This window comes from Microcoleus sp. Pol7_B2 (genome assembly GCF_036701035.1).
Classification (GTDB): domain Bacteria; phylum Cyanobacteriota; class Cyanobacteriia; order Cyanobacteriales; family Microcoleaceae; genus Microcoleus.
In genome coordinates, this window is the sequence record NZ_JAUBQB010000041.1 from 33,221 (window position 1) to 60,172 (window position 26,952).

The window sequence follows — 26,952 nt, forward strand, 5'->3', positions numbered from 1 at the left end:
TGAGGGCAGATGAACGCAGATGAACGCAGATGTTTTTTAGATAAGGCTGATGCGGTTGCTACGGCAGCGGCGGTTAAATGTGGTAAGGTTACGGCTACAGTGGCGGTAAATGCTGCTTTGGAACGGATTGCTGTTAAGGATAAAGCTTTTAATTGCTTTACTGCAATCACTGCATCAAGCGCAATCGCAGCAGCCGAAAAAATAGATAATTCGATCGCAAATAACGAAAACCCAGGCCCTTTAGCAGGCGTTCCCTTCGCAGTCAAAAACCTGTTCGACATCGGCGGAATTACTACTTTAGCAGGGTCAACAATCAACGCTGACAATCCTCCGGCTACCCAGGACGCGGCGGTGGTCGCCAGACTCAAACAAGCCGGGGCTGTCCTCGTAGGTACTCTCAACATGGACGAGTACGCCTACGGTTTCGTTACCGAAAACAGCCACTACGGCCCGACTCGCAATCCCCGCGATACTACGCGCATCGCCGGCGGTTCCAGCGGCGGTTCCGCAGCAGCAGTCGCCGCCGGTTTTGTACCCTTCACTCTCGGTTCTGATACTAACGGTTCCATCCGCGTACCGGCTGCTTTGTGTGGTGTCTTTGGGTTTAAGCCTACTTACGGCCGTTTGTCGAGGGCTGGGGCTTATTTATTTTCGAGTAGTTTGGATTGTGTGGGGCCGTTTGGGCGATCGATCAGAGATATGGCGCTGCTGTACGATATCCTGCAAGGCCCGGATTCTCGCGACCCAGTTTGCACTCAACGCCCGCCAGAACTTTGTTCGCCGCAGTTAAATCAAGGTATCGAAGGATTGCGAATTGCTGTTGCTGACGGGTATTTCGCTACAGGGGCCGAAGCGGAAGCAATGGATGCTGTAGAAATAGTTGCTAAAGCCTTGACAAATGTTTTAAATTGTGATATGTGCGTCGAAAAAACAACAAACCCCCCAAAAATAGGGGGGCTTGCAACTGTCACCATACCGGAATCCGATCGCGCCAGGGCTGCGGCATTTATCATTACCGCTTGCGAGGGGGGAAACTTGCATTTAGACAATTTACGATCGCGCCCTCAAGACTTCGATCCTGCCACGCGCGATCGCTTTTTAGCGGGAACCCTGATCCCTGCGACTTGGTACTTGCAAGCCCAGAGATTCAGACAGTGGTACCGCGATCGAATTCGCGAAATATTCCAACACACAGACATCATCCTCGCACCCGCAACCCCGATAGCTGCCCCTGAAATTGGCGTCGAGAAAATGGTAATAGCCGGACAAGAAATCTTAGTGCGTCCCAATCTCGGACTGTTCACCCAACCCCTATCATTTATTGGCTTGCCCGTTCTTTGCGTGCCCGTACAGCGGCCCGGCGCTTTGCCCTTGGGGGTACAAATTATTGGTGCTCCCTACAGCGAAGCGGTGATTCTCCGAGTCGCTGCGGTACTAGAATCGCAAGGCATTATATCTGCCGAATCAATTTAGTGCTAATAATTCTAGGGCTTGTTATTGCGGTGAAAGCGTCTCTTAGTCCTTCTGGCAATAGCTTTGCGCTTCTGCTTTTCCAACGGGGTTTCAAAGTGGCGGTGCTTTCTCATGTCGGGGAAAATACCCGCTTTAGAAACTTGTCGCTTAAACCGTCGCAGGGCTGACTCAATCCCTTCATTTTCGCCTATTACAACTTGGGTCATTATTTCTCCTTAGTGTTTGTCAGATCAAGTTTTATCATATCAAGGTTTTTGGCCGCGCAACCTGTTGAAGGTCGCGCGATCGGCCAAAACCCCAAAATTATAGCAAATCCGCTGCCATCACCGCTCTTGATTCTTTAGTGGCCGCAGGCCGACTTTGTATGTCAATGCGCCAATTATATTCGCGCGGTTCCATCGGTTTGGGCTATCAACTGATTTTCCTGCCGCAGGTAAGCTTGAATAAACGGGTCTAATTCGCCGTTCATTACATCTGCGATGGCGGTTGTTTCCACCCCAGTACGCAAATCCTTGACCATTTGGTATGGGTGAAAAACATAATTGCGAATTTGGTTGCCCCAAGCCGCCTCCACCATATCGCCGCGAATCTCGGCAATTTCCGAAGCCCGCTGTTCCTTAGCAATCACCAACAGCCTAGCCTTAAGTAGTGCCAAAGCTTTTTCCTTATTTTGCAACTGACTGCGTTCTTCTGTGCAGCGGACGGCCAAACCAGTAGGAAGGTGAACGATGCGGACTGCGGTTTCTACCTTGTTAACGTTTTGCCCGCCCTTGCCGCCCGCGCGGGAAGTCGTGATTTCCAAATCTTTTTCGGGAATGTCCAACTGTACGGATCGATCGAGAATTGGCATCACTTCGACGCCAGCAAAACTGGTTTGACGCTTGTCGTTAGCATTAAAAGGCGAAATTCTGACCAAGCGGTGAGTGCCTTTTTCCGATCGCATATAACCGTAAGCGTAGCGGCCGACAATTTCCAAAGAAGCAGATTTAACACCTGCTTCCTCTCCCTCGGAAATTTCCATTAAATGTACTTTGTAACCTTGACTTTCCCCCCAGCGGGTGTACATCCGCAGCAGCATTTCGGCCCAATCTTGAGCATCTGTACCGCCGGCCCCGGCGTTAATTGTCAAAACAGCGCCGCCTTCATCGTAGGGTCCAGATAGTAATTGTTGCAGTTCCCACTGGTCGAGTTCGCGGGTTAACTGAGAAAGACTCGATGAGGCTTCTTGGAACAGGGACTCGTCGGCTTCTAACTCCAGCAGTTCTAAAATAGCTTTAGCATCTTCTAAGCTAGTTTGCCAATTGCTGTATTGTTCTAAGTGAGATTTGAGGTCATTGAGTTCTTGGAGAGTTTCTTGAGCTCGATCTTGGTCGTCCCAAAATGCTGGTTGGGCGCAGATTTGCTCTAAGTCTTGAATTTTGGCTGTAAGTGCGGGGATGTCAAAGATAGTCCTGGGTTGTACCCAGTCGATCGGACAATGTTTCGATATTGTGTTTGATGTCTAGAACTTCCACTGTGAGTTCTCCTAGTTGTGGGGTGTATTTTTAAGTTTAGCTGAAATTTCGACATTTCAGCAACTAATCAGTGTCTCCCTGTCCAAATCAGTGTCGGGCCTTCCTTCTTATAAAGATCGAGCATGAAAACCCCGTGACTTTAGTCCGGGGATGAAAGGCAGAAGGAGGCTTTAGCCTCCCAGTTTCTTTTGTTGGATTTCAGGATTGCGCTGTAGAGTGCAACTATGTAAATCTTTATGAATTATTTGAGGTGTATTAAGCCGATGTTGTTAGTATAAGAAGTATCGTGATTAGGTCGAAGTCATGCTAGTTTTTGAGTTCAAAGCATACGGAAAAAAGCAGCAATTTGACGCTGTAGACGAAGCAATTAGAACAGTACAATTCATCCGAAACAAAGCATTGCGCTTTTGGATGGAGAACGAAAAAGTCGATAAGTATGACTTAAATAAGTACAGCGCTGTTTTAGCTAAAGAATGGACGTTTTGCGATGACTTGAACAGCATGGCTCGACAATCTAGCTCAGAAAGAGCATGGTCGGCAATCTCCCGATTCTACGATAACTGCAAGAAGAAAGTTCCTGGTAAAAAAGGATTCCCGCAATTTCAGAAAGACAACCGCTCGGTTGAATACAAGACTACGGGATGGCGTCTGGCTGACGATCGGAAATCTATCACTTTTACTGACAAAAAAGGAATCGGGAAACTTAAACTGAAAGGAACTCGCGACTTACATTTCTATCAGCGCAGTCAAATTAAGCGAGTGCGCTTAGTCAAACGAGCCGATGAATATTACGTCCAGTTTTGCGTTCAAGTTGACCGTTCCGAAAAGGTTGAAATTACAGGCAGCGCCATCGGGTTAGACGTTGGTTTAAAAGAGTTCTACACAGACTCTAATGGCGTTGCAGTTGATAATCCGCGCTTCCTGGGCAAAGGAGAACGCCGACTAAAGACAGCCCAAAGGCGGCTTTCAAAGCGAGTCAAAGGTTCAGAAAACAGAAAAAAGCTAGAGTGATTCTAGGGAAACGCCACCTCAAAATAAGTAGACAGCGTAAAGATTTTGCTGTGAAATTAGCAAGATGCGTCATCCAGTCAAACGACTGTGTAGTCTATGAAGATTTGAGAATCAAAAACATGGTGAAGAATCACTGCTTAGCTAAATCAATTAACGACGCATCTTGGTATATGTTTCGAGTGTGGATGGAATATTTCGGTAAAGTATTCGGAAGAATTACAATTGCCGTGCCAGCCAATGGAACAAGTCAAGAATGCTCTAGCTGCGGGACAGTTGTCAAGAAAAGTCTGTCAACGCGAACTCACGCTTGTCGGTGTGGGTGGGTAATTGACAGGGATTGGAACGCAGCCAAAAACATCCTAAGTCGGGGATTGAGTACGGCGGGGCACGTCGGAACTTGGATCTTAGATCCGAACGCTTGTGGAGAATTGACCGCTACCGATGTTGAAGTAATTCTGCATCGGCAAGTCGATTGTGCGAATCAAGAATCCCCTCGGCTTTAGCCAGGGGAGTGTCAAATATACTGCGAACCTGTTGAATTGAAAGTTTTACCGCATTCGTGAGCGCATACGTCCAACCTTTTAGAACAGGAAAAACTTTTTGTGAGGTCTTCGCGAAACCAATCTCTGGCGATCGCATCTTTCACCGATTGAGTTCTGAGAGAATTAAAACCATTGCCGTACTTTTCAATTAAAGCCAGCATTTGCGGTCTGTAAGTGTGGTTATAAATAGCGTATTTAGTATGGCTTACCCAACAGCAAGGCCAGAGTTCCGCTTCAAAACTGATGAAAATCTCTTTGCTGGCTTGAGTTTGGCAGCTAATTTCTACATTTCGGTAGTAATTGTTTAGGCTACCAAATTTTTCTACAGCTTGGATAAATTGGTCTCCCTGTGGATTTTTATATTGTTCCAACGATGGGGGTTGGAGTTCTTCGCTGGCTGGCTTTGATGGGACGACCGGAGTTTGAGCTGGTGCTTGAGAGGTTTCGATAGCTATAGCTTGATACCAAGCATAATTAGCTTTTTCTGCTTGCCCCAACTGCGTCAACACTTTAGCTAAATTGCGATAAGCTCCGGCAAAATTTGGTTTAAGCTCGATCGCCTTTTGGTAATAAGCACTAGCTGGCTGCCACTGTTGCTGTTGAGCATAAAGACTGCCGACATTAGCATAAACTTCTGGAAAATTAGGCTGAATTTTAAGTGCCTTGGCGTAACAATCTGCTGCTGCTTGCATCTTCCCCAAACCTTGAACAGCATTGCCTAAAGTTTTCCATGCTGCTGCAAAATTAGGTTGAATTTTTAGGGCTTGTTGGCTGGCTGCGATCGCCTCTGAGAGCTGTCCTTGTTTCAAACATTGCTCAGCTTGTTGCTGCAACCCAACAGCCGTCTGTGTTTGATTTTGAGGGGCTGACGCATTAGTTGTGGCTGGTTGGTTGGGGCGATCGCTTTTACCCTCTACCTGAGAGTTTTCTGCCTTCTGAGGCGGTTGATTTGCGGACTCTTTGTCATAAATCTCTTTCGCCACAAAACGAGAGGTAGCTTTTGGTACAAACTCGACAAATCCTAGTTGTTGGGCTAAATCCCGCGCTGCTTCTACTTGGTGCTGGTTGTGTTCAAATATCAGGTAATGCCAGACAGCTTTTCCGCCAGCTTGGATAAAGGCATTAACCGACTGCATTATCCTGTCCCAGTTGGTATTTTGGCGGTAGATGCTGTTAGTATCCGCCAAGCCGTCGATACTAAAAATTACGCGATCGTGTTCTCCTGTCATCGCCTTTGCCAGGGCTTGCCACCAGTCGGGATTGCGTCCGCTACCATTTGTGTACAGGCTGATATGAGGAACTCCCATGCGGTGCAAATACTCGATCGCCGGAATTGTTGTATTGCTAGTCATAGCATCGCCGTAGTTGCCACACATATACACCAAATCCAACTGAGAGCAAAACTCTTGTGGGAAAATTCTCTCAATATCCTCCATCTTTAATTCTGCCCCCGGCAAAATCGGGTTGCCGGTGCGGGGGCACTGGGGACAAGCTGCATTGCACCTGGAGGTAATTTCTACGCTGACTCTCCTGATATCTTCATATTTTAAGTACATGAGTTTTCCCCGATTAATTTGTGATTAATATTGAAATCGCGATCGACACAATTAGATAGCAAGAGTTTTGATTGAGTGATTAAAAAGTACAATTATACCTTATGTCTGTCCGCTGTGAACATGGTATAAGTTTTTTGTATGAGGGACAGAGGAGGCGAGGACTACTATCTTGATTCCAAATCTTAATTAAAAAAAAACCGCGGCTGGATGTCGATCGAGCCGCGGTTTTTTTAAGCTAAAGTTTCAATTAATCGCGGCTGTTGATAGCAATCAGCAGGCGCAGAATGAAAATGAACAAGTTGATGTAGGTTAAGTACATCGACAGAGCGGCGGGCAAATACTGGTCGTCGCGGTAGCTGCGGGGTAATATGTAAAAATCGACGATCGCAGCGCCGGCAAATATAAACACGCCGATGCCAGAAATGCCAATTTCCAACCAGGTTGGGGTGTAGACGCCAAATAGAGAGAGCAGAAACTGACCGCCAACGACGACTAACAAAGCAATCACACCTAAACTGATAGTTTTGGTGAGCGCCATGCCGTCTTCTTCAGAAAGGTTGGAGCCAATTTGGCGGGCGGCGATAAAGGTAATGCCGCAGCCGAGAGCCGCAAAAGCGATGCCGGAGATGCCGACGCCTTGGGTTCTGAGGGCTGTAAATACCAATCCGCTGAGGGTGTAGCCGGAAAGCAGACTGTAGGTTGCCAGCAGGGGCAAAGCGGTGTTTTTGTTGCCTTGTTCGGCGGCACCGCGGGCGATGAAGAAGAGAATCAATTCTACGACGATCGCAGCAATGAAGGTGGGAAAGAAGATCCCAGGATAGTTGCGGATCACTCCCAGGCCCCCGTAGGTGCCGACAGCAGTTAAGACAAGTCCGCCGCCCACGAAGGGGAGAGCGTTGGAGATGACGTTGGGGCCTACCAGCGCGTGGTTTTTGGCCTCGCGCACGGCTTCGCGGAAATTGCTAGTGTTACTCACGAGGATTTACCTAATTTTGGCTGAGAATTGCTATCTATCATTTTGACAGCTTTACACTGTGTTTGCAAAACTTGAAAGAGTTTAAAGATTTGATAAAGAATGGGGGTGAAATCACTCCAAAGCAGGGATCGATTGTTTATAATCGACTGCGTACAGGTCTGTGCCGTGTCGCTGTCTCGCACTGTTGCGCGTCGTGGCAAAGCTATAATTGAGTTTAAAGGGCGGGCGCTATCTGCAGCCAGGGGCGAGCTTAAAGTCAATCAAATCGCAGATAGCGAATGTAAATCAATTTTGGATTGGGGATTTACGATTGGGGATTAAGGAGTCTATGCTAGAGGCAGGGGCCACAGTTGATTTTAGGTTTTTGATTTGCAACTTATTTCAAACTAGGGACCTGAAACTTCAATAATCTAAAATCTAAAATCTAAAATCTAAAATCGGTTCCGTTAATTGCTAAGGTAGCTCAGACAGAGGATACCCATAAAATTAATGAATAGATCGAGTTATATCTACAAACTGCTAAAGAGGTAATGTCCAATGCCCACCTTTTTTGATCGCAAATTATTGCCACCTACAGCCGGAATATTATTGGCTGCCGCTGCCGTTATTTCCGGTGGTCAAGCTGCTGTTGCAGCTAATGTCGGAGCCGTTGCTACCGCTACTTCAGGGCAGGGTTCAGAACATTTGCTGCTGGCTGATAATATCGCTCAACTCCCCCAAGGTACAACTTCTTCAACCCCCAACCGGGGGACGGCAAACCGCGTACCTCTGCCCGTAAGAATTCCTGAGCCTTCGACGGTGGTAGGGTTGGGTTTAGTTGCGGGTTCGCTGGCGCTGACTCGCCGGAGAGTGAGAGTTAAAAATTAGACTTTTGGCAAAAAGTCTAATTTTTGGATTTTTAACCGCAGATAAACGGAGATCAACGCAGATAAATGCGGGTATCAGGATTTTAGCCGATCGCGTCGCGCAGAGCATTTTTAGTCATAGCTGCGATCGACTGTTCGGTAGCTTTGGGCAAGTGATAGTATTTCCCTCCAGAAGTCTTGGCCAATTCCTTCGCAAAGCCAGTCGAAATAAACTTGCTCTCGGTATCAATTACCAGCAACTGCATTCCCAACCCACGAATTTTGGCAGCAATTTCTAACAATTCCTGCTTAATATCAGGCTTTTCTCCATCTACAATCGGTTCGCCCAAAGAACGAGCCAAAGGAATATTGCCGCGTCCGTCAGTAATGGCGACAATCGCAACTTGACCGATATCTCCAGACTGACGCGCGTTGACTCCCACCCGCACTGCTTGAGTCAAACCGTGGGCCAGGGGAGAACCGCCTCCGCAGGGCAACCGTTCCAAACGCTTGCGGGCCAAGGCTATCGAACGAGTCGGCGGTAGCAGCACTTCTGCTTGTTCCCCGCGAAAGGGAATCAGAGCAACTTGGTCGCGGCTTTGATAAGCTTCTGTGAGTAGCTGCATGACTGCGCCTTTGGCCGACTGCATCCGGTTGAGGGCCATCGAACCCGAAGCATCGACGACAAAGACGACTAAAGCTCCAGCTTTTCTAGCCAAGCGCTTCGCCCGAATGTCTCCCTGTTCCACAAATACACGGCGCTCAACCCCTCCTTGCCCCCCCTTGCTAAGAGGGGGTTGACTCGCCTCTTGCCCCCCCTTGCTAAGGGGGGGTTGGGGGGGGTTAGAATTCCTGTCGCGGCGGGCTTTTTGGTAGGGTGCGGCGGCTCTGAGGGTGGCGTCAACGGCGATGCGGCGGACGGGGCCTTTGGGCAATACCGGCTTGACATAACGGCCTCTATCTTCCGAGAAAATGGTGCTTCTGCTGCCCGATTTGCCTTGGCGGCTGGCAGCTTGGGCGAAGAAAAGCACGCTGGGGTCGAGAATTACGCCTTCGGGGTCGAAGAGAAATTCTTCGGGAATGGTATCTTTTTCTGGTTCTTCTTCAGGTTCTGGGTTGTCTTCATCCTCTTGGTCTTCTTCGTCTTCTTGCTCGTTTTCTGGTTCGTCTTGTTCTTGTTCTGACTGCTTTTGGGGAGGCGGTGGGGGGGGAGGAGGAGGAGAGTTTTCGTCGTCTGGGGGAGTTTGGATGATGGTGGCGCGGGGTACGATGACTAATTCTACGGCGCGGCGCAGGTCTTCGGCGTTAACTTCTGTGCGTCCCTCGATGGCGGCGGCAGCTTTGGCGACGCGGACTGCGAATATTTCGGCCCGGTGTCCTTGAACGCCGCCCCGGATGGCTTCTTCTACTAGGTAGGCAATTTGTTCGCGTTTAATGCTGACATCTTTGAGCCATTCTCTGGCTAGGATGATTTGGGTTTTGAGGTGGTCGGTGTCTTCGCTGTATTGATTGAGAAAGTCTTGGGGAGAGCTGGAGTAGGATAAAGCTTGTTCTACTGCATAGACTCTTTCTTCTATTTCGAGTGCTGCGTCGGCTGAAAGTACGATCGCGATGCGATCGAGCAAATGTTCTCTCAGCGGCCCTTCTTCGGGGTTGTAGGTGGCGATAAATAGAGGTTTGCAGGGGTGTTGGAAGCTAATGCCTTCGCGCTCTATTTGGTTGCGCCCTTCGGTTAATACTGTTAGCAATTGGTTGGAAATGTTGTCATCGAGGAGGTTGATTTCGTCAACATAAAGTACGCCTCGATTTGCTTGGGCTAAGAGTCCGGGTTGAAATACGGTTTGGCCGAATTTTACTGATTGTTCGACATCGACTGAACCTAAAAGTCTGTCTTCCGTGACACCCAAAGGAATTTGAATGAATGGTGTGGGAATTATTTCAGTAGTTAAGGAATTAGTATCGGTGGTGTGGGTATCTTGCCCGCCATTTTCTGGTAACAAGCCTGATGCTTGTTCTGGAAGAATATCATTAGGTTCGGCGTTGCAAAAAGACTCTTTAACAATTTCAATGGGTGGCAGTAATGAGTGCAAGGCGCGGGCCATTACTGATTTTGCTGTGCCGCGGCGGCCTGCGATCGCAACTCCTCCCAATCCGGGATCTACTGCTGCTAACAGCAGGGCTAATTTGATTGCTTCTTGCCCGACTACGGCGGTGAGGGGAAAGGCTGTGGTGGAAGGGCTCAGGTTGGCTGCGGGCATAGGATTTTCGGATGTAAAAATTTGAACTTAATGTTTAGCTTACTTCTTGGAGTATTTTAACTTCTTGCGGCAGAATCACGGTAAAAGTTGAGCCGACTCCTATTTGTGATACTAACTCGATTTTGCCTTGCAGCAGCGTGACGAGCCGCGATACTATTGCTAATCCCAGACCAGTGCTTTCGGTGGGAAAGAGCTGTTTGCCGGCTTCTCCTGCTTGAAAGAAGGGGTCAAAGATGCGCTTTGTATCTTCGGGGGCAATGCCAATGCCGGTATCTGTAATTGCGATCGCCCACTTTCCGTCTCCAGCAGGGTGGCAACTTAATTCGATGCTACCAGATTCTGTATAGCGAATGGCATTGCTCACCAGGTTGGTCAGAATTTGTTGCAGCCGCTGTGCGTCAGCGATTACTTGTCTTGGGGCGCAGTCGCTGGTAACAGTGAGCTTTAATCCTTTAGCATCAGCAATTGGCTGCATCATTTCTACTACGGTGTTAATTACAGATTGTACATTAGTGGGCCGCAGGTTAAGTTTAATTTTTCCGGCCTCGGCGCGAGAAATTTCTAGTGTGTCATTAATCATGCGAAGCAAGTGTCTGCCGTTACGCAATACTCGCTCGATGTGTTCGATGCCGGGGAGAGTATCTTTGACTTCAGATTGCCATTTTTCTTTTCGCAGAAATAGTTCGGAATAACCAATAATTGAGTTGAGAGGAGTTTTAAGTTCGTGAGCCAAATGGTAGACGTTTTCTTGATGGACGCTGACCAGGCGAGAGAGTTCTTGATTGGTGAGTTGTAACTGAGTTTGGATTTGTTGAAGTTCCTGCAGCCTCTGAGCAACGTAGCTGTTGAAACACTGGGCAATTGCTTCGTCTACTACGGCATCTATCAGCCTAAAAGCTCTGAATACGTCGGCGGTGGTTCCTGCTAGCAATTCTGATTCTAACTGCGAGAATATTACTTGACGCAATAAGTGGTATTCCCGGGCTACTTCGGCAGCATCGTAGCCTTGTTCGGCTCTGAGAAATCCGTGATCTAAACTGGCTTCAATTAATAGTTTTATTTCGCTGTTTTGATATTGGGAAAGCACTGTGGCCATCGCCTCCAGCAGGTGAGGTATGTGATTTTCGATTGCTGAGTGCGGTAAGGCGTCAGCGCTTTCAATTTTCCGATCCTGACGCACTGCTTCAATCCAGTTCTGGACGATAATATCGGTTTTTTCGGCGAGCACTTGGCTGTAGTCCATAATGTCTGCGTGGGGGTTGAGTTTGGCAGAGATTGCCCATGCTTCATTGTAGTTGAGCGATCGCCCGATCGCCATACCAAACTTCGGGCGATCGCGACCCTGCCGAAAGAAGTAGTTTTGAGGTGATTTTTTCCCTGTGCCGGAGAGTTCTTGATGAGCCGCTCCCAGCTTGTTGCTGCCAAAATCAGCACTTAAATTTATTGACAGAAGAGCCAGGAAGTAGTATATTCACTCGAACCGAGACTTTTTAATTTTTAAGTTTTATTATTTTCAGGGGACTAAATGGAAAACGTGCAAGCTGTGATTGCTGCAACAACATTTATATGTGTAATTTTCTTAATAATTACAGAATGGATACACCTCACAGTTGCGGCATTTCTGGGAGCGGTGATTCTGGTTTTTACCCACGTGATGACGTTAAACAACGCGATCGAATATATCGGTCGGAGTCACGCCACGCTGGGCTTATTTTTCGGAGTCATGGTAATGGTGAGAGCCTTTGAGCCTACCAAAGTATTTGAATACTTGGCAACTCAAATTGTGCTTTTGGCTAAAGGCAAAGGCAAAAATCTCTTGCTGGGTATTGTCGCAATTACTACGCCAATTTGTTCTGTTTTGCCCAATGCCACGACAGTCATGCTGCTAGCACCATTAATTCCGCCAATGGCAGAAGAAGTCGGTGTAGATTTTGTGCCGTTACTGATTTTAATGGTATTTGTAGCTAACAGCTCGGGACTGCTGACAATCGTGGGCGATCCGGCCACATTCATTGTCGGCGATGCTATTAACATGAGCTTTACAGATTACCTGGTAAAGTTAAGTTTGGGCGGGGCGATCGCATTAGCAGTTATATTAGTTATGTTGCCTTGGCTGTGGAGCGAAATTTGGCACAAGAACTTAGACGATTTGGAACATTTGCCCCACCCAACAATTAATCACCCGCGAGTCTTAGCAGTGGGCGGTGTAATTATAGCTTTCGTGCTGACATTTTTTGTAATAGGAGAGTCTCTGCCCGTGCCTATTTCACCGGCAGCGGTTGCTTTGTTGGGGGCTGCTTTGGCAATGCTTTTAGCTCACCATTCCCAAATTGATTCTGTTAATAATATTTTGCGGGATTTAGATTGGAGCACCCTGCTATTTTTTATGTCTATCTTTGTGCTAATTGGCGGTTTAGAAAAAACAGGAGTTATCGGCAGTATATCTGGAATATTAGCAGTAATTTTAGGTAAGAATATTTTTCTGGGTTCTTTAGTTTTGTTATTTTTTGTGGGTTTGATGTCGAGCGTGGTGCCAAATATTCCGTTGGTAGTAGCGATGGTGCCGCTGCTAAAACAGTATGTAGTCAATATCGGACTCGCACCAGCAGAGGTGCTGGCTCCGGATTTTGCAGGGCAGTTTCCACCTGCTGTGCTGCCGCTTTTTTATGCGATGATGTACGGAGCAACTTTAGGCGGAAACGGCACTTTGGTAGGAGCTTCTTCTAATATAGTCGCGGCGGGAATTTCTGAACTGCACGGGCGCCGAATTTCTTTTCAAACTTTTCTGCGTTACGGGCTGCCTGTGATGGCGGTGCAATTAATAACTGCGGCTATTTATGTAACTCTTCGGTTTCTGATTTGAAGAAGTCATTAGTTGGCAGTTGGCAGTTGGCAGTTGGCAGTCAACAGTCAACAGCCAACAGTTAACAGTAATCTAAACTCCATCCAATTCTAAGGGAAAAATTACAGTGAAGGAGGAGCCAACTCCTACTTGAGAAACTAATTCGATTTTACCTTGCAAGAGCTTGACTAATCGAGAGACAATTGCTAGCCCTAACCCGGTACTGTCAGGAATGCCACAGTTCAGGGAGTTGTCGGCTCGAAAGTAGGGTTGAAAAATCCGCTCGCAGTCTTCAGGAGCAATACCAATTCCTGTATCTGAGACCGTTACTGTCCAATATTTATCTGGCAAAAGTTCGCTTTTTATTGTAACAGTACCGGCTTTGGTGTAGCGAATGGCGTTGCTCGCCAAGTTGGTGATAATTTGCTGCAAGCGCAAGCAATCTGTCACCACTAGATCGTCTGAGAGATGGCACTCAACAGCTATCTCTAAACCTTTGGCTTTCGCTAGAGGCTCGATTATTTCAACAACAGTGGCGATTACATCTGGCAGTCTGATTGGAGCTAGCTGTAACTTTATTTGTCCGGCTTCGCACCGCGAAATTTCCAGAGTATCGTTGATCAATCTCAGCAACAGCCGGCCACTGTTGAGGACTCTATCAATATGCCCTATATTGGGAACAGAACCTTTAATTTCGGAATAGTTTTGTTGCTGGCGCAAAAACAAATCTGAGTAGCCGATAATAGAGGTGAGGGGCGTTTTTAATTCGTGAGCTAAGTGAGATAAGTTCTCTTGATTGGCGCGAACTAAGCGAGTCAGTTCTTGATTTGTAAGTTGCAATTGGTTTTGCAAATCCTTGAGTTCTTGGAATCTTTCCTGGGTAAAGGTTTGGAAACATTTAGCAATTACTTCGTCGAGCGCCGTGTCAATTAACCGGTAAGCTCTGCTGACTTCTGCTGCAGAGGCTTTTAACAATTCTGGCTCTAAAGCCTCGAAAGTTACCCAGCGCAGCAAGCGGTATTCTCGCGCAATTTCCTCGGCGTCGTAGCCTTGTTTTGCCCTGAGAGTTCCGTGTTCTAAACTTTTTTCTACGAGTGTGCGAATGTCGCTCTCTTGGGATTGGGAAAGCATAGTTACGATCGCTTGCAGTACCATTGGAACGCTGTCGCGCACGCCATTGTAGGTGAGTTCTTTAGCGGTTTCGAGTTGATCGTCGGATCGTACAGCTTCGATCCAGTTTTGTATAATTATGTCGATTCGATCTTGCAGCGCGAGGCTAAAGTCTCTCATGGCTCAAGTAGAGAAATAAGTGGGCGATCGCATTTTATCTCTCTAAGCTAGTTTAATAATTAACTTTTTGAATAGTTTGTCAACTTTTGGGCTTCGCCGATCGGTAATAGCTACTCCTAAAGACCTATTGACAATATAATACGCTCGTGCGATTTTAAGTTAAATTGGCTTAAAACGTCAAGCCTAATCCAGCAATGCGCGCTCAGACCAAGCGTGTGGCTGGAGCGGAGGAACCTATTTTCGGGGCTAATTTCTTCAGAATTAAAAAGCAAAGTTAAAAATTGCCAAATTTGAGTGTAATTTTGGATTTTGAAATCTAAGGAGAAGGACATCTTTCAGTCCTAGCCCGTCAGCTAACTTCGCAGGCATTGAGAAGAGACTGAAAAGCCAAATTTCTGAAAAAGATTGTTTGCCTTCGTCAGTGTCTCAGGTTGGTATTGTTCAAAATTTTTGTACCTGCCCTGACTCTGAAGGAGATTGAAATGTTCATACAGCTTAATTTATCTGCGATCGCACTTGCATGAGTTGCAACGTGGAAGCGGGTAAAACCCGTTGTCATCCGAGATGCAGTTTTGTTGCCGGCGGCTGGTTTTGACTGCACGGGCGCCGGATTTCTTTTCAAACTTTTCTGCGTTACGGGCTGCCTGTGATGGCCGTGCAAAATAACTGCGGCTATTTATGTAACTCTTCGGTTTCAGATTGGAACAAGTCATTAGTCATTAGTCATTGGGCAGTGGGCAGTGGGCATTGGGGATTGGGCATTGGGCATTGGGCATTAGTTATCGGTCATTAGTCATTAGTTAACAGTCATTAGTCATTAGTTAACAGTCAACAGTCAACAGCCAACAGTTAACAGTAATCTAAACTCCATCCAATTCTAAGGGAAAAATTACAGTAAAAGAGGAGCCAACTCCTACTTCAGAAACTAATTCGATTTTACCTTGCAAGAGGTTGACTAATCGAACGACAATTGCTAGCCCTAAGCCGGTAGTGTCAGGAATGCTAGAACCCAGGGAGCTGTTGGCTCGAAAATAGGGTTGAAAAATTCGATCGCAGTCTTCTGAAGCAATGCCAATTCCTGTATCGCTGATGCAGAGACTCCACTGTTCGTCTGACAATAATTCGGTTTTTATGGTAATAGTACCAGCTTGGGTGTAGCGGATGGCGTTGCTCGTCAAGTTGGTGATAATTTGCTGCAAGCGCAAGTAATCTGTCATAACTTGATCGAGAAGCGGAGTGCAGTCAACGACTATCTCTAAATTTTTTTCTTTAGCCAAAGGCTCGATTATTTCGACAACAGTCCCGATCGCCGATCGCACATTTGTAGCAGTTAGCTGCAATTTTATGCGGCCCGCGTCGTAGCGCGAGATTTCGAGAGTATCGTTAATTAATCTAAGTAAGCGTCTGCCGTTGCTGAGGACTTTATCAATATGTGCCAAATTGGGAACAGAATCTCTAATTGGAGAACTGTTTCTTTGGCGCAAAAACAATTCTGAGTAACCAATAATAGAGGTGAGGGGAGTTTTCAATTCGTGAGCTAAGTGAGATAGATTCTCTTGACTGGCGCGAACTAAGCGAGTCAGCTCTTGATTTGTAAGTTGCAAGTGGTTTTGCAACTCCTGTAGTTCTTGGAATCTTGCCTGGGTATAGGTTTGGAAACAATCAGCAATTGCTTCGTCGATAGCACTGTCAATTAAGCGGTAAGCTCGGCTCACTTCAGCGCCCGAGCCTTTTACCAATTCTGGCTCTAAAGCATCGAAAATTACCCTCCGCAGCAAGCGGTATTCCCGCGCAATTTCTTGGGCATCGTAACCTTGTTTTGCCCTGACAGTCCCGTGCTGTAAACTTTCTTCTATGACTGTCCCAGTGTCGCTGTCTTCTGATTGGGACAGCATAGTTACCATCGCTTGCAGTACGATGGGAAGGCTGTCGCACACGGAATCGTAGGTGAGTTGTTTGGCGGTTTGGATTTGCTCCTCGGCGCGAACCGCTTCGATCCAGTTTTGGGTAATTAGGTCAATTTTATCTTGTAGCGCTTGGCTAAAATCAATCATGGCCCTTAATATATAAATCAAGTCAGCGATCGCATTTTATCTCTCTAGGTTAGTTTAATAATTAAATTTTTTAATAGTTTGTCAACTTTTTTTGGGCTTCGCCGAGCGCTAATAGCTACTTCTAAAGACATATTGACAAAATTAAATGGTCGTGCTAGCTTAAGTTAAATTGGCTTAAAACGTCAAGCCTAATCCATCAATGCGCGATCGAACCAAGCGATCAAACCAAGCGTGTAGCTGGAGCGGAGGAACCAATTTTCGGGGCGAATCTCGACAGAATTATAAAGCAAAGTTAAAAATTTCTAAATTGCCAAATTTAAGTGTAATTTTTGATTTTGAAATCTAAAGAGAAGGACATCTCTCAGTCCTAGCCCGTCAGCTAACTTCGCAGGCATTGAGAAGAGACTGAAAAGCCAAATGTTCTGAAAAAGATTGTTTGGCTTCGTCAGTGTCTCAGGTTGGTATTGTTCAAGATTCTTGTACCTGCCCTGACTCTGAAGGAGATTGAAATGTTCATACAGCTTAATTTATCTGCGATCGCACTTGCAGGAGTTGCAACGTGGAAGCGTGTAAAACCCGTTGTCATCCGAGATGCTGTTTTGTTACCTGCTGCGGGTTTTTTGGGAATTCTTGGCTTGTGGTGGATTGTTGCCAGCTTCAAAAGCGATTTGATTCCCACTCCCTATCAGGCGTTTATAGCTAATTTAGATTACATATTGCATCCATTTTATCAGCGCGGGCCTGGAGATTTAGGCATTGGCTGGCTGCTGCTAGCGAGTTTGCGACGGGTGTTGGTGGGATTTTTCCTGGGCGCAGCAGTGGCGATTCCCGTGGGATTTACGATCGGGATGTCGAAACCGGCAATGATGGCGCTCAATCCGCTGATTCAAATCTTTAAACCCGTGTCGCCGCTAGCGTGGCTGCCGATAGCTTTATCGATTTTTAATTTAGCAGAGCCGTCGGCAATTTTTGTCATATTCATCACGTCTTTGTGGCCGACAATTATCAACACTGCTTTGGGAGTTTCTAGCGTTTCCCAGGATTATCTGGATGTGGCGCAAGTGTTGGAAATGCCCCGCTGGAGGCGGATTACCAAAATAATTTGGCCGGCGAGTTTGCCATACGTTTTTACAGGTTTGCGGATTAGTTTGGGGATTGCTTGGCTGGTGATTGTGGCGGTGGAAATGCTGACAGGCGGTGTGGGAATTGGCTTTTTTGTCTGGGATGAGTGGAGCCGTTTGAATCTGAGCTCGGTATTTTTAGCGGTGTTGGTAATTGGCATAACTGGATTGTTGCTCGACGCTGCTGTTGACAAAGTTCAGGAGTTGGTAACGCATCGATCAATCATTAATCATTAGTCATTAGTCAATTGGCAGTTGTTAGGCAAGCAGTTGCCTGTTGTCAACAGTTAACAGTCAACAGTCAACAATCAACAGTTAACAGTCAACATTTAACAGTCATTAGTCAAATTAAATATGAGTGATAAGTTTTCCAATGAATGGAACCGCCGAGAGTTTTTGCAAGGAATGGGAGCGGCGGCGGCGGGAATGGCTTTATCTGGTTGTGGAATTAGCGCGGATCGATCGGCAAAAGGACTCACGGAAGAAGCCTCAGCCGTAAAGCCGGTTGTCGATTCCCGAACCTTAGAAAAACCAAATTTAACCGTAGGATACGTGCCGGTTAACGATTGTGCACCATTTGCGATCGCCTGGAAAAAAGGCTTTTTCCGCAAATACGGTTTAAACGTCACACTCAACCGCGAAGCAAGCTGGGCAACCTCTCGCGATGGCGTCATCTTCGGCCGCCTCGACGCCTCCCCAGTCGTATCCGGCGCCGTCACAAACGCCCGAGTTGGCGCCGAAGGAGCGCGCCACGCACCCCTGTGCGCGGCAATGACAATTCACCGCCACGGCAACGCCATGACGATGAACAAAGCTATGTGGGATTCCGGTTTGCGCCCGTGGCACGAATACAACGGCAATTTGGAAGAATTTGGCAAACAATTTCGAGCCTTTTTTGACAGTCAGCCGTCGGAAAACAGGGTTTGGGCAGTGGTTCTGAGTTCTGCTATTTACGAATACTTTGTCCGCTACATATCGGCGGCTGCCGGTGTCGATCCGTTCAAAGAATTTCGGGTAATTATTGTGCCGCCGCCGCAGATGGTAACGAACATCAGGATTGGCGCCATGCAGGCTTACATGGTGGCCGAACCTTGGAATACGCGGGCAATTCAAGGCAATTTGGGAGTGGGTTTTACCTTCGTGCAAGGCAAGGAAGTTTGGCTGGGACATCCCGATCGCCTTTTGGGAGTAATGGAATCATTCATTAACGAAAATCCTAAGACTTATTACTCGCTGGTTAAGGCAATGGTGGAAGCTTGTCAGTATTGCAGCAAGCCGGAAAATCGCAGTGAAATATCGGAGCTGCTGACTGAGCGATCGTTTACGGGGGCGAGACCGAAAAAAGGCGCGATCGACAAATTTACGCGACCGGCAATAGTTGGCGACTACAACTATGGAGGGTTTGACGAAAAAGATCGCACCCTACGATCGGAAGATGCAACTATTTTCTATGACATTCCTAAGAACTTACCTCAAATACCCGGAAATCATTCAACATTTATGTGGCAGTCTCAGAGTATTTGGTTGATGACTCAAGCCGCTCGCTGGGGACAGATTAAGGAGGTGCCAAAAAATGCTGAGGAATTAGCTAAAAAAGCTTGGAGAACCGACCTTTACCGCAAGATTGTTGCCGAAATGGGGATCGATTGTCCCCAGGAGGATTACCAAGTGGAACCTGCGGAACTTTTCATTGATAAAAAGGCATTCGATCCTAGCGATCCGGTGGGTTATTTGAATAGTTTTGAAATTCGAGCCAACCGCCCTCAGTCTTTTTTTCAGTCTTAATGTTTGACATCTTGCGCTTTTCCGACCGTCCCCCCAGGGACCTAAGTCCCTGGCTAATAGCTAAAGTCGGTTGAAACAGACTAAAATATTTTAGAAATTACGCAACCGTAAGGAAATCAAATTAACACTTTACTACTTTTTAGGAGAATACCGTGACTCAATACTTTTCTACTTCTATCGAAGCCAGCAGCCAAGTCCAGAAGCACCCTGAATTTCTGGAAATTAACAACTTGTTCAAGTCGTATAAAAGTGCGGAAGGTAGCGAATTTAGCGTCTTGGAAAATATCAATTTAAGTATTGGAGAAAACGAATATATTTCGGTAATCGGTCACTCGGGTTGCGGCAAATCAACGCTGCTAAAAATAGTGGCAGGTTTGGAAAAACAGAGCGCGGGAATGGTGACACTGGAAGGAAAAGAAATTCGCAAACCTGGTGCCGATCGCATGATGGTATTTCAGCACTACGGATTGCTGCCGTGGCTGACGGTGCGGGAAAATATTCGGCTGGCAGTTGATGAAGTTTTGCGAAGTCTTAGCCGCCCGGAGAAGATTAGTCTTGTCAACGAACACCTAGCAATGGTAAACTTAACGGCAGCAGCCGATAAATATCCAGACGAAATTTCAGGAGGCATGAAACAGCGGGTTGGGATTGCGCGAGCTTTGGCGATTCGACCGAAAATGTTATTAATGGACGAACCGTTTGGAGCGCTGGATGCTCTAACTCGCGGCAAGTTGCAGAAACAGGTGCTGGATATTTGGGAAAATCACAGACAAGCTGCAATGATGATTACTCACGATGTGGATGAAGCTATTTATATGTCCGATCGCATTGTGCTGATGACAAACGGCCCGGCTGCGACGATAGGTGAAGTTTTGTCAGTGCCGTTTGCGCGTCCGCGCGATCGCCAAGAGTTGCGGGAATCGAAGGAGTATTACGAAATCCGCAACTATGCTTTGAATTTTCTCGATCGCTACTTTACTCAAGACGAATAACACCCGACGGATCGACATAACAATTTACTTAAGAGAGGTTAAGCCTGTGAATCTCAAAACAATGTTAGCGCGTTTTGAAAGTGCATTGGGATACCAAAATTTAGCAGAAGAAATGGTATTGCTGCCGGAGCCAACCTTACCAGTTTCTAAGAAATCCAAATCCCCAAAACAGGCAAAAACTATCAATTTTATTGTCGGTTACAACAGTTCTCCCCAAAGTCAAATAGCTCTCGATATTACCCTTTGGATGGCGCATCAAACTCGTTTCGTAACAACTAAAGAAGTCACGGTTCAAGTCGTCTACGTGATCGACGAATCGCCCAAAAATTACCGCGAAGATACTTGCAAAGTTGCTGTAGCAAATGCCTTGGCTGCACAGCAGAAAGTGTCTGATTTAGAGGAAACATTCGCCCTTAGTTGTGCAGCGCCTGCGCTCGCTTTACCAACCGAAATTCCATTGGTATCCGAGCAAAAAAATTGGGTAGATCCGCATTATTTCCAAGCAATTTACGGTCAAAATAATGAGTACGAGGTAGCAGATAAGTTGCTGTGGCAAGCGCGCTGTTTGGCTGAGGAGTGGCGCGGTTTATTCAAAGCTCATTTACGCATCGGGGGGGTTGCTACAGAACTGAGAAAGGTGGTTGAATTAGAGTCAGCAAATTTACTGTTCTTGGGCTGTGGTTCTGCCAACCATCGGCTGGTTAGGGAACTAGGCAATAATTTTCCCTGCTGCGTACTCGGGATTCCTTCGGCACTCAGCTATCACATGGATGTTCAGCCTGAAGAAAATTTGAGCAAGTTACAGTTGGCGACTACTATACCTGCACGTTAAACTTCTTCGCTCGTTGGGGCAGAATTTAATTATGTAAGGTGCGCTAGGCGCACCCTAGGACTATAATTGGCGCGCCCAACCTTTTTTTGCGTAAGTTCTATACCGATCAAAAATTAAAAATGGTTTTCTCGCTCGAAGTCCTAATTATGAGACAATTAGGACTTTTTTTGATTGTGGAGATTCTCAAAATTCTAGTCAAGGAAAATTATCGGAACTTATCTGACCGTAGACAATTCGTTAACTAATTTTATCCTTCCCCTGCACACAGAACGCAGCAGCCGATCGATCGAGCGTTTGTCTTCCTCAGTCAAATTTTCGTCAAAAATAGCAGCCATCAAACCATACCTATCGGCTAGAGTAATGTAGCCATTTTGATTCACTTCGGCAAACAGCTCGCCCAAAGCAGATGGAATCAGGTGGACAGGAGTTTGCATAGTAATTGACTCTCTACGCGACGATCGGGCGATCGGGCGTTTCTGCCGCAACAAAAGGCGATCGCACTATAAAAATTTATAGCTGTATTGCCTTTAAACGTGTGACAATAAACAGCAAAATTTGTGAAGTAAATCACATTTAAAATTGGCAAATTATGAGATAGCTTGCAGGTGCGTTTTACGGAAGACCGAGCAACTGCAAACTTGATGTTTTCTAAAGATTGAAAATCACCACTTCCTCCACAGGTTCAGCCAACTCAAACTTAAACACCCGGGAATAGAAATAGAATTCGCCGTCAAGAGTTCTTTTGATATTTTCAGCGCGGCGAAAACCGTGGTGTTCCCCTTCATAAGCAACATAAGCAACCGGCAAACCTTTAGCTTTCAATATCTCTACCATCATTTCCGCTTGATTGGGCGGAACCACTTTATCTTCTAATCCTTGAAAAAAGATAACGGGACAAGATAAACGTTCGGCGGAATGAATAGGCGAACGAGCCACATACAAATCTTTTCTTTCAGGATAAGGCCCGATCAATCCATTCAGATAGCGTGCTTCAAACTTGTGAGTATCCGTGGCCAAAGCTTCCAAATCGCTAACTCCATAATAGCTCGCACCAGCTTTAAACACATCGCGGAAAGTAAGAGCGCACAGAGTAGTGTACCCACCTGCGCTGCCTCCGGCGATCGCCATTCTTTCGCCATCAACTAAACCCTTTTCAGCTAAATATTTAGCACCATTAGCGCAGTCGTCAACATCGACAATTCCCCAACTATCTTGCAGTCTTTTTCTGTATTCTCTGCCGTAACCAGTGCTACCCCCGTAATTAACATCGAGCACGGCAAAACCGCGACTCGTCCAATATTGAATTTTCAAATTCATGCTGCTAGAAGTAGCAGCAGTGGGGCCGCCGTGACTTTTGACCACAAGCGGCGGTTTTTCACCCGCAGGTGCTGCGAAATCTTGATTTTTCGGGGGATAGAAGAAACCGAAAGCAGTCAAATTGTTTTCCGTGGGGAATTCAATTGGTTCCGGTACAGAAAGATAACCCGGATTGATGCTTAAATTGCTCGATTGGCGCAAGATTTCTAGTTTATTTGTTGCTAGATTTAGTTGGACAATAGCAGTAGATTCAGTCGGCGAACCTGCCAGAAAAACAACTGTTTCTCCCCGCCCTTTGACAGACGAAATATCAGTGTAAGGCGTCTCAATTGTTGTCAACTGCTTTGTCGTTAAATCGAGACTCGCTAAATGCCACTGGCCTTGCTGAGTGTAGGTGCAAATAATTTTGCTTTCCGAGACAATGGCATAAGTAGACATTCCAAAAACCCACTGAGGAAGTCCGAATTCAGCCGCCATCTCGCACAAGCTGGTTTCTATCTCTGCTTCCCCCCTTACCAAGGAGGGATTGAGGGGGGTTCTAGATTGCCAGCGGTAGAAATTCCACCAGTTAGACTTGTCAGAAACAAAATACAAAACTCCATCGGGCGACCATTCCGGTTGAAAAATCGACTCATCAACCCCGCCAGCAACTAAGTATTTTTCCCCTAAAGAACCGTCAGCATTAATTTCTGCTACCCACAATTCTGTGCCATCCCACGGCATATTTGGATGGTTCCAACAAATCCAGGAAAGTTGAGAACCGTCTGGACTCAAACGAGGGGAAGCATAAAAATCATTGCCCTGAATTAAGATTTGAATATCTTCGCCGTTATCTAAATTAATGCTAACAATAGTATTGACAGGTTCGCCCTCACCTGCATGGTCTTCGCGCACGCAAATCAGGCGATTTCTTTGCTTGTCAACTATCGCATCTGCATAGCAAGAATTAGCAGTAGGTGTCAGAGGTTCTGGTTGAGAATTTAATGTTTGAGTATAAATACGTTGGTCGGCAAAATGAGAAAAATAGACAACACCGCCAGCAACTGCAAAAGCAGCGCCGCCGTATTCGTTAACGCGAGTGCGAACATTAAAAGGATGCGGTGTCACGTCGCTGATTTTACCCTCAGGAGTGCGCCGCACGAGGACGCTTCTTCCCGCTTCCGAAGGCCTTCCCTCAACCCAGTAAATATCATCGCCGTCAATAGCAATTTGTCCGAGTCCGACCGTTCCAGAAACAATTAAATCGGAAGAAATAGGCGATTTCCAAGAGCCGTAAGGTGATACTTTATTCATATAGTTGAGGCAGTTGTGTTTCTCGCACAAAAAAATTAATATTTGTACTTTACACTACTTCAGTCACCGGGGAAGCAAAATGTCAAAAAAACTCGTACTCATGGATCACGACGGTGCAGTTGACGACTATCTCTCAGTCGTGTTGCTAATGACAATGGAGGAAGTCGAAACTCTGGGAGTAATTGTAACTCCTGCGGACTGCTACATTCAACCGGCTGTGAGTGCAACGCGCAAAATCCTCGATTTGATGGGGCGTTCAGAAGTTCCAGTGGCTGCGAGTACGGTGCGGGGACTGAATCCATTTCCGGTGTTATTTCGGCGAGATTCCTTTGCAGTCGATCGACTTCCCATTCTAAATGAAAAAGGAACCATTGACACGCCGTTAATATCAGAACCCGGACAAAACTTTATGGTGCGAGTTTTGCAAGATGCCGTTGCACCAGTCACATTAATGGTAACGGGGCCGTTAACAACTGTAGCGCAAGCTTTAGATATCGCGCCAGAAATTGAAAGCAAAATTCAAGAAATTGTCTGGATGGGAGGCGCCCTCAATGTTACGGGCAATGTTAGCAAAGATATGGAACCCGGACAAGATATGTCGGCGGAATGGAATGCTTACTGGGACCCGATAGCAATCGATAGAATTTGGCAAACCCAAATTCCCGTTGTCATGTGTCCTTTAGATATCACTAATAATGTACCGCTGACTGTAGAATTTTCCAATCTCTTAGCAAGACAGCGCCAATATCCAATTTCCGACTTAGCAGGACAGTGTTATGCCCTAGCAATATCTCAAGATTACTATTTTTGGGACATTTTGGCAACGGCTTATTTAGCGCATCCAGAATTTTACAAACTGCGAGAATGGGAAACAGAAATCATTACCAAAGGCATCAGCCAAGGACGCACCAAACTTAAAAGTGGAGGGCGAAAAATTCAAGCAATGCATACAGTAGACACCGCCAAATTTTACGATTACATATTACAACAGTGGGCAAGGTAAAAGTCACCATATCTGCTAGGGACGAGTGCGCCAAATTTCCGTAAAAAATCCGCCCTGACGCGAATATTTACCTTCTCTTCTCTTCCCTCTCTTCCTCTGCGCCCTCTGCGCCCTCTGCGGTAAAAAAAAATCTCATCTCAAAAATGCAAAACATCAAAAAATGCTGCCAATTCTCTCAATTATCCCCTTAGCCCAAACACCTCCCGCACCTCAAGAAATAGTTCAAATTCAAGAAGTGCGACCTCTCCCCGGACAGTTGGATAACATACCAGTATTTAACAGCAACAGTCCAGAAGTAGTGCTGCAAGAAGGAATTTTGCTTTCGACATTTCCCCCGGATGGTAAAAGATTTCCGGCTGCACATTTAAACTTTCCGTTTCAAGGACGTTTCGACATATTTGCCCACCACATAGCCCGCGCACCTTCGCCGGAAGATTTGCGAACATTGTATCAAGGAGTAATTGTTTACAACCCGGGCAATAAACCAGTAAAATTAGATATATTGCAAGCTGCTAGTTATCTCAGTCAGCCCGATGCACCTTTTATTGAATTGCCGCCACAAGTCGATAATTCAAACAGTAATATTTACGCCGGGCCGGGAAGCCGCGCTGTGAATGATATTCTCAGAGGAAGGAGACAGTCAGACTTTGGGCCGGGGTTAATTATTCCACCGCGAAAAAGCCAACTGTTGATGAATCATCCGATACCGGTGCGGGGATTGGTACCGCCGCTAAACGGTCGATCGACCTTGATGCGGTTACGCAGCGATGGTAGAGTCTATGTTGCCAGTCTGGCGATGTTTGCCCGAGTTGATTCAGAGGAAAACGGACAGGGAAACGAGCGATCGCCCAACTTAGCAGAATGGCAAAACTTATTAGACAATGGTAATATAGCCGGGCCGCGCGATCGAGCTCCCACACCGCCAGAAATCACCGAAGGCCAACTAATTTACGGCCGAGTTGCCGGTGTAGCATTAGGTTCAGAATGGCGAGCACTTCTCTCAGACAACCCCGCCACCTCAAACCTAGCAATTCCCCAACCCGGAACAGCATTTTCCTACCCATTAAGCAGCCTCCCGCGCGGAATGCTGGGTACAAATCAAGTGCAAAGTGCGAGGATGCTAGTCCGCTACCAAGATACAGCATACCGCGCCCACGGCAATTACGGAATTCAATACAGTCTCAGCTTGCCGCTGTACAATTCTACCAGCAACAACCAAACTGTAACTGTCACCATTCAAACTCCAATTAAGACAGACAAATTAACTTCAGGAGGACTTAGTTTTTTAGAACCTCCGGCACCTCAAACTTTTTTTAGGGGAACGGTCAGAGTGCGCTATACTGATGACAATAAAGTGCCTCAAACTCGGTACGTGCATTTAGTGCAGCGGCGGAGACAGCAGGGAGAACCTTTGGTAAAATTAGAGATGAAATCAGGAGAAAAGCGACTTGTAGAAGTGGATTTTATTTATCCGCCCGATTCGTCGCCGCCACAAGTTTTGACCGTGAAAACAAATTAAATTTTAGCGGCTGCTACGGGTAGGCAGACGCCTACAAAGACAATGCGTAATTAACCAGATGTGTTTTTATTTTTGCGCTGCGCGGAATTGATTTGTCTCTAGTTGCTATCGGCAAAAAAAAGATGAACTTATCAAAAAATTTCTGGATTGTTGCTTGTTTTGTGTACGTTTTAATTCTTCTCAGTATCATGCTTTTAGCAGGTACGGGGAAATTAGTCAACTTTCCTCTCGCTCATCCGCCTTATGACAAACTAGGCCACTTTATTTTGTACGGAATAGCATCTTTTCTGTGCCCGAGAGCAACTGGCAAAAAAAATATCAATTTGTTTAATTATTCAATTCCTTTCGGGCCCGCAATTTTTACCCTGTTCACTGCTGCGGAAGAATTGCTGCAAGGGATTTTACCAAATCGCAGTGCTAGTATTGAAGATTTTTTATTTAGTTTTTGCGGGATTGCAGTTTTTTATTGGATTGGAGAAGTTTGGGATAGAAAAAAAGGGCATTGATGATATAGAAGGAAGAAGGAAGAAGGAAAAAGGAAGAAGGAAAAAGGAAGAAAGAAGAAGGAAGTTTCTAGAGTGCACAATGCGAACCGGTTGACGAGTGTCAGCCACTTTTTTTTACTGGTGACTTTGCGCGCACGGGTAAAGAGATACAGCAAATTCCATGTAAATGTGGTACACTACATTCAGTACATCAGCAGAAAAAATGAAAGCTTATTCGCTCGAG

21 protein-coding genes, 1 pseudogene and 2 riboswitches are annotated in these 26,952 nt (G+C 46.3%); of the genes and pseudogenes, 11 read left to right on the forward strand and 11 right to left on the reverse strand.

The genetic code is table 11. The features are described from left to right. Window positions 1–9 precede the first annotated feature (9 nt). On the forward strand, window positions 10–1,473 hold the full coding sequence (locus tag QUA57_RS16530) for an AtzE family amidohydrolase (protein WP_333062270.1): 1,464 nt from the start codon (window positions 10–12) through the stop codon (window positions 1,471–1,473). Between the two features lie 11 nt (window positions 1,474–1,484). On the opposite strand, the gene rpsU is transcribed toward QUA57_RS16530, so the two are convergent. Both rpsU and prfB read right to left on the reverse strand, forming a co-directional pair. Continuing rightward, window positions 1,485–1,679, reverse strand: a complete 195-nt coding sequence (gene rpsU / locus QUA57_RS16535; protein ID WP_006632476.1) for a 30S ribosomal protein S21 — start codon at window positions 1,677–1,679, stop codon at window positions 1,485–1,487. A 173-nt stretch (window positions 1,680–1,852) separates the two neighbouring features. Beyond that, window positions 1,853–2,987, reverse strand: a protein-coding gene (prfB, locus tag QUA57_RS16540; protein ID WP_333062271.1) for a peptide chain release factor 2 whose coding sequence is annotated in 2 segments (ribosomal slippage) — window positions 1,853–2,914 and window positions 2,916–2,987 — 1,134 coding nt in all. Because the reading frame shifts where the segments join, the coding sequence is not laid out codon by codon here. Between the two features lie 303 nt (window positions 2,988–3,290). Here prfB and QUA57_RS16545 point away from each other — a divergent pair. Next, a pseudogene (locus QUA57_RS16545) lies at window positions 3,291–4,501 on the forward strand (RNA-guided endonuclease InsQ/TnpB family protein). An 11-nt stretch (window positions 4,502–4,512) separates the two neighbouring features. Here QUA57_RS16545 and QUA57_RS16550 read toward each other — a convergent pair. Together QUA57_RS16550 and QUA57_RS16555 are read right to left on the reverse strand one after the other, a co-directional pair. Next, window positions 4,513–6,096 carry a tetratricopeptide repeat protein gene (locus QUA57_RS16550; protein WP_333062272.1) on the reverse strand — a complete coding sequence of 528 codons (1,584 nt, stop codon included), beginning with the start codon at window positions 6,094–6,096 and terminating at the stop codon, window positions 4,513–4,515. A gap of 247 nt (window positions 6,097–6,343) precedes the next feature. Then, on the reverse strand, window positions 6,344–7,072 hold the full coding sequence (locus QUA57_RS16555) for a Bax inhibitor-1 family protein (protein WP_333038293.1): 729 nt from the start codon (window positions 7,070–7,072) through the stop codon (window positions 6,344–6,346). Between the two features lie 537 nt (window positions 7,073–7,609). Here QUA57_RS16555 and QUA57_RS16560 point away from each other — a divergent pair. Further along, entirely contained in the window at window positions 7,610–7,939 is a 330-nt protein-coding gene (locus QUA57_RS16560; RefSeq protein ID WP_333062273.1) for a PEP-CTERM sorting domain-containing protein, read from the forward strand. 82 nt (window positions 7,940–8,021) lie between these two features. On the opposite strand, the gene QUA57_RS16565 is transcribed toward QUA57_RS16560, so the two are convergent. Beyond that, the gene (locus QUA57_RS16565; RefSeq protein ID WP_333062275.1) at window positions 8,022–10,175 is read right to left on the reverse strand and encodes a VWA domain-containing protein; all 2,154 of its coding nucleotides are present in this window, start codon (window positions 10,173–10,175) and stop codon (window positions 8,022–8,024) included. A 34-nt stretch (window positions 10,176–10,209) separates the two neighbouring features. Continuing rightward, entirely contained in the window at window positions 10,210–11,493 is a 1,284-nt protein-coding gene (locus QUA57_RS16570) for a HAMP domain-containing sensor histidine kinase (protein ID WP_333062276.1), read from the reverse strand. Window positions 11,494–11,700: 207 nt separating this feature from the next. On the opposite strand from QUA57_RS16570, the gene QUA57_RS16575 reads away from it, so the two are divergent. After that, entirely contained in the window at window positions 11,701–13,038 is a 1,338-nt protein-coding gene (locus QUA57_RS16575) for an ArsB/NhaD family transporter (RefSeq protein WP_333062277.1), read from the forward strand. A 72-nt stretch (window positions 13,039–13,110) separates the two neighbouring features. On the opposite strand, the gene QUA57_RS16580 is transcribed toward QUA57_RS16575, so the two are convergent. The 3 genes from QUA57_RS16580 to QUA57_RS16590 form a co-directional block, all read right to left on the reverse strand. Continuing rightward, window positions 13,111–14,307, reverse strand: a complete 1,197-nt coding sequence (locus QUA57_RS16580) for a sensor histidine kinase (protein WP_333062278.1) — start codon at window positions 14,305–14,307, stop codon at window positions 13,111–13,113. 170 nt (window positions 14,308–14,477) lie between these two features. Then, a riboswitch (cyclic di-AMP (ydaO/yuaA leader) is annotated at window positions 14,478–14,690 on the forward strand. Between the two features lie 35 nt (window positions 14,691–14,725). Next, window positions 14,726–14,929, reverse strand: a complete 204-nt coding sequence (locus QUA57_RS16585; protein ID WP_333062280.1) for a hypothetical protein — start codon at window positions 14,927–14,929, stop codon at window positions 14,726–14,728. A 238-nt stretch (window positions 14,930–15,167) separates the two neighbouring features. Continuing rightward, complete coding sequence (locus QUA57_RS16590; RefSeq protein WP_333062281.1) at window positions 15,168–16,361, reverse strand: sensor histidine kinase; 1,194 nt, start codon at window positions 16,359–16,361, stop codon at window positions 15,168–15,170. 213 nt (window positions 16,362–16,574) lie between these two features. Next, window positions 16,575–16,770, forward strand: a riboswitch (cyclic di-AMP (ydaO/yuaA leader). Window positions 16,771–16,870: 100 nt separating this feature from the next. Between QUA57_RS16590 and ntrB the strand changes: the two genes are divergently transcribed. From ntrB to QUA57_RS16610, 4 genes are all read left to right on the forward strand, one after another. Next, complete coding sequence (gene ntrB, locus QUA57_RS16595; protein WP_333062283.1) at window positions 16,871–17,719, forward strand: nitrate ABC transporter permease; 849 nt, start codon at window positions 16,871–16,873, stop codon at window positions 17,717–17,719. 117 nt (window positions 17,720–17,836) lie between these two features. Continuing rightward, window positions 17,837–19,267: an ABC transporter substrate-binding protein gene (locus QUA57_RS16600; RefSeq protein ID WP_333062284.1), complete on the forward strand. Its 1,431-nt coding sequence runs from the start codon at window positions 17,837–17,839 to the stop codon at window positions 19,265–19,267. A gap of 152 nt (window positions 19,268–19,419) precedes the next feature. Beyond that, window positions 19,420–20,259 (forward strand): nitrate ABC transporter ATP-binding protein, encoded by an 840-nt coding sequence (locus QUA57_RS16605; protein WP_333062287.1) that lies wholly within the window; start codon window positions 19,420–19,422, stop codon window positions 20,257–20,259. Window positions 20,260–20,305: 46 nt separating this feature from the next. Beyond that, the gene (locus tag QUA57_RS16610) at window positions 20,306–21,091 is read left to right on the forward strand and encodes a universal stress protein (RefSeq protein WP_333062289.1); all 786 of its coding nucleotides are present in this window, start codon (window positions 20,306–20,308) and stop codon (window positions 21,089–21,091) included. A gap of 215 nt (window positions 21,092–21,306) precedes the next feature. Here QUA57_RS16610 and QUA57_RS16615 read toward each other — a convergent pair whose 3' ends face one another. Next, window positions 21,307–21,525 carry a hypothetical protein gene (locus tag QUA57_RS16615; RefSeq protein ID WP_333062291.1) on the reverse strand — a complete coding sequence of 73 codons (219 nt, stop codon included), beginning with the start codon at window positions 21,523–21,525 and terminating at the stop codon, window positions 21,307–21,309. Window positions 21,526–21,739: 214 nt separating this feature from the next. Then, on the reverse strand, window positions 21,740–23,701 hold the full coding sequence (locus QUA57_RS16620; protein ID WP_333062293.1) for a S9 family peptidase: 1,962 nt from the start codon (window positions 23,699–23,701) through the stop codon (window positions 21,740–21,742). 79 nt (window positions 23,702–23,780) lie between these two features. On the opposite strand from QUA57_RS16620, the gene QUA57_RS16625 reads away from it, so the two are divergent. From QUA57_RS16625 to QUA57_RS16635, 3 genes are all read left to right on the forward strand, one after another. Further along, on the forward strand, window positions 23,781–24,704 hold the full coding sequence (locus QUA57_RS16625) for a nucleoside hydrolase (protein ID WP_333062295.1): 924 nt from the start codon (window positions 23,781–23,783) through the stop codon (window positions 24,702–24,704). A gap of 160 nt (window positions 24,705–24,864) precedes the next feature. After that, the gene (locus QUA57_RS16630) at window positions 24,865–26,223 is read left to right on the forward strand and encodes a DUF3370 domain-containing protein (RefSeq protein WP_333062297.1); all 1,359 of its coding nucleotides are present in this window, start codon (window positions 24,865–24,867) and stop codon (window positions 26,221–26,223) included. Window positions 26,224–26,345: 122 nt separating this feature from the next. Continuing rightward, on the forward strand, window positions 26,346–26,729 hold the full coding sequence (locus tag QUA57_RS16635; protein WP_333062298.1) for a VanZ family protein: 384 nt from the start codon (window positions 26,346–26,348) through the stop codon (window positions 26,727–26,729). Window positions 26,730–26,952 lie beyond the last annotated feature (223 nt).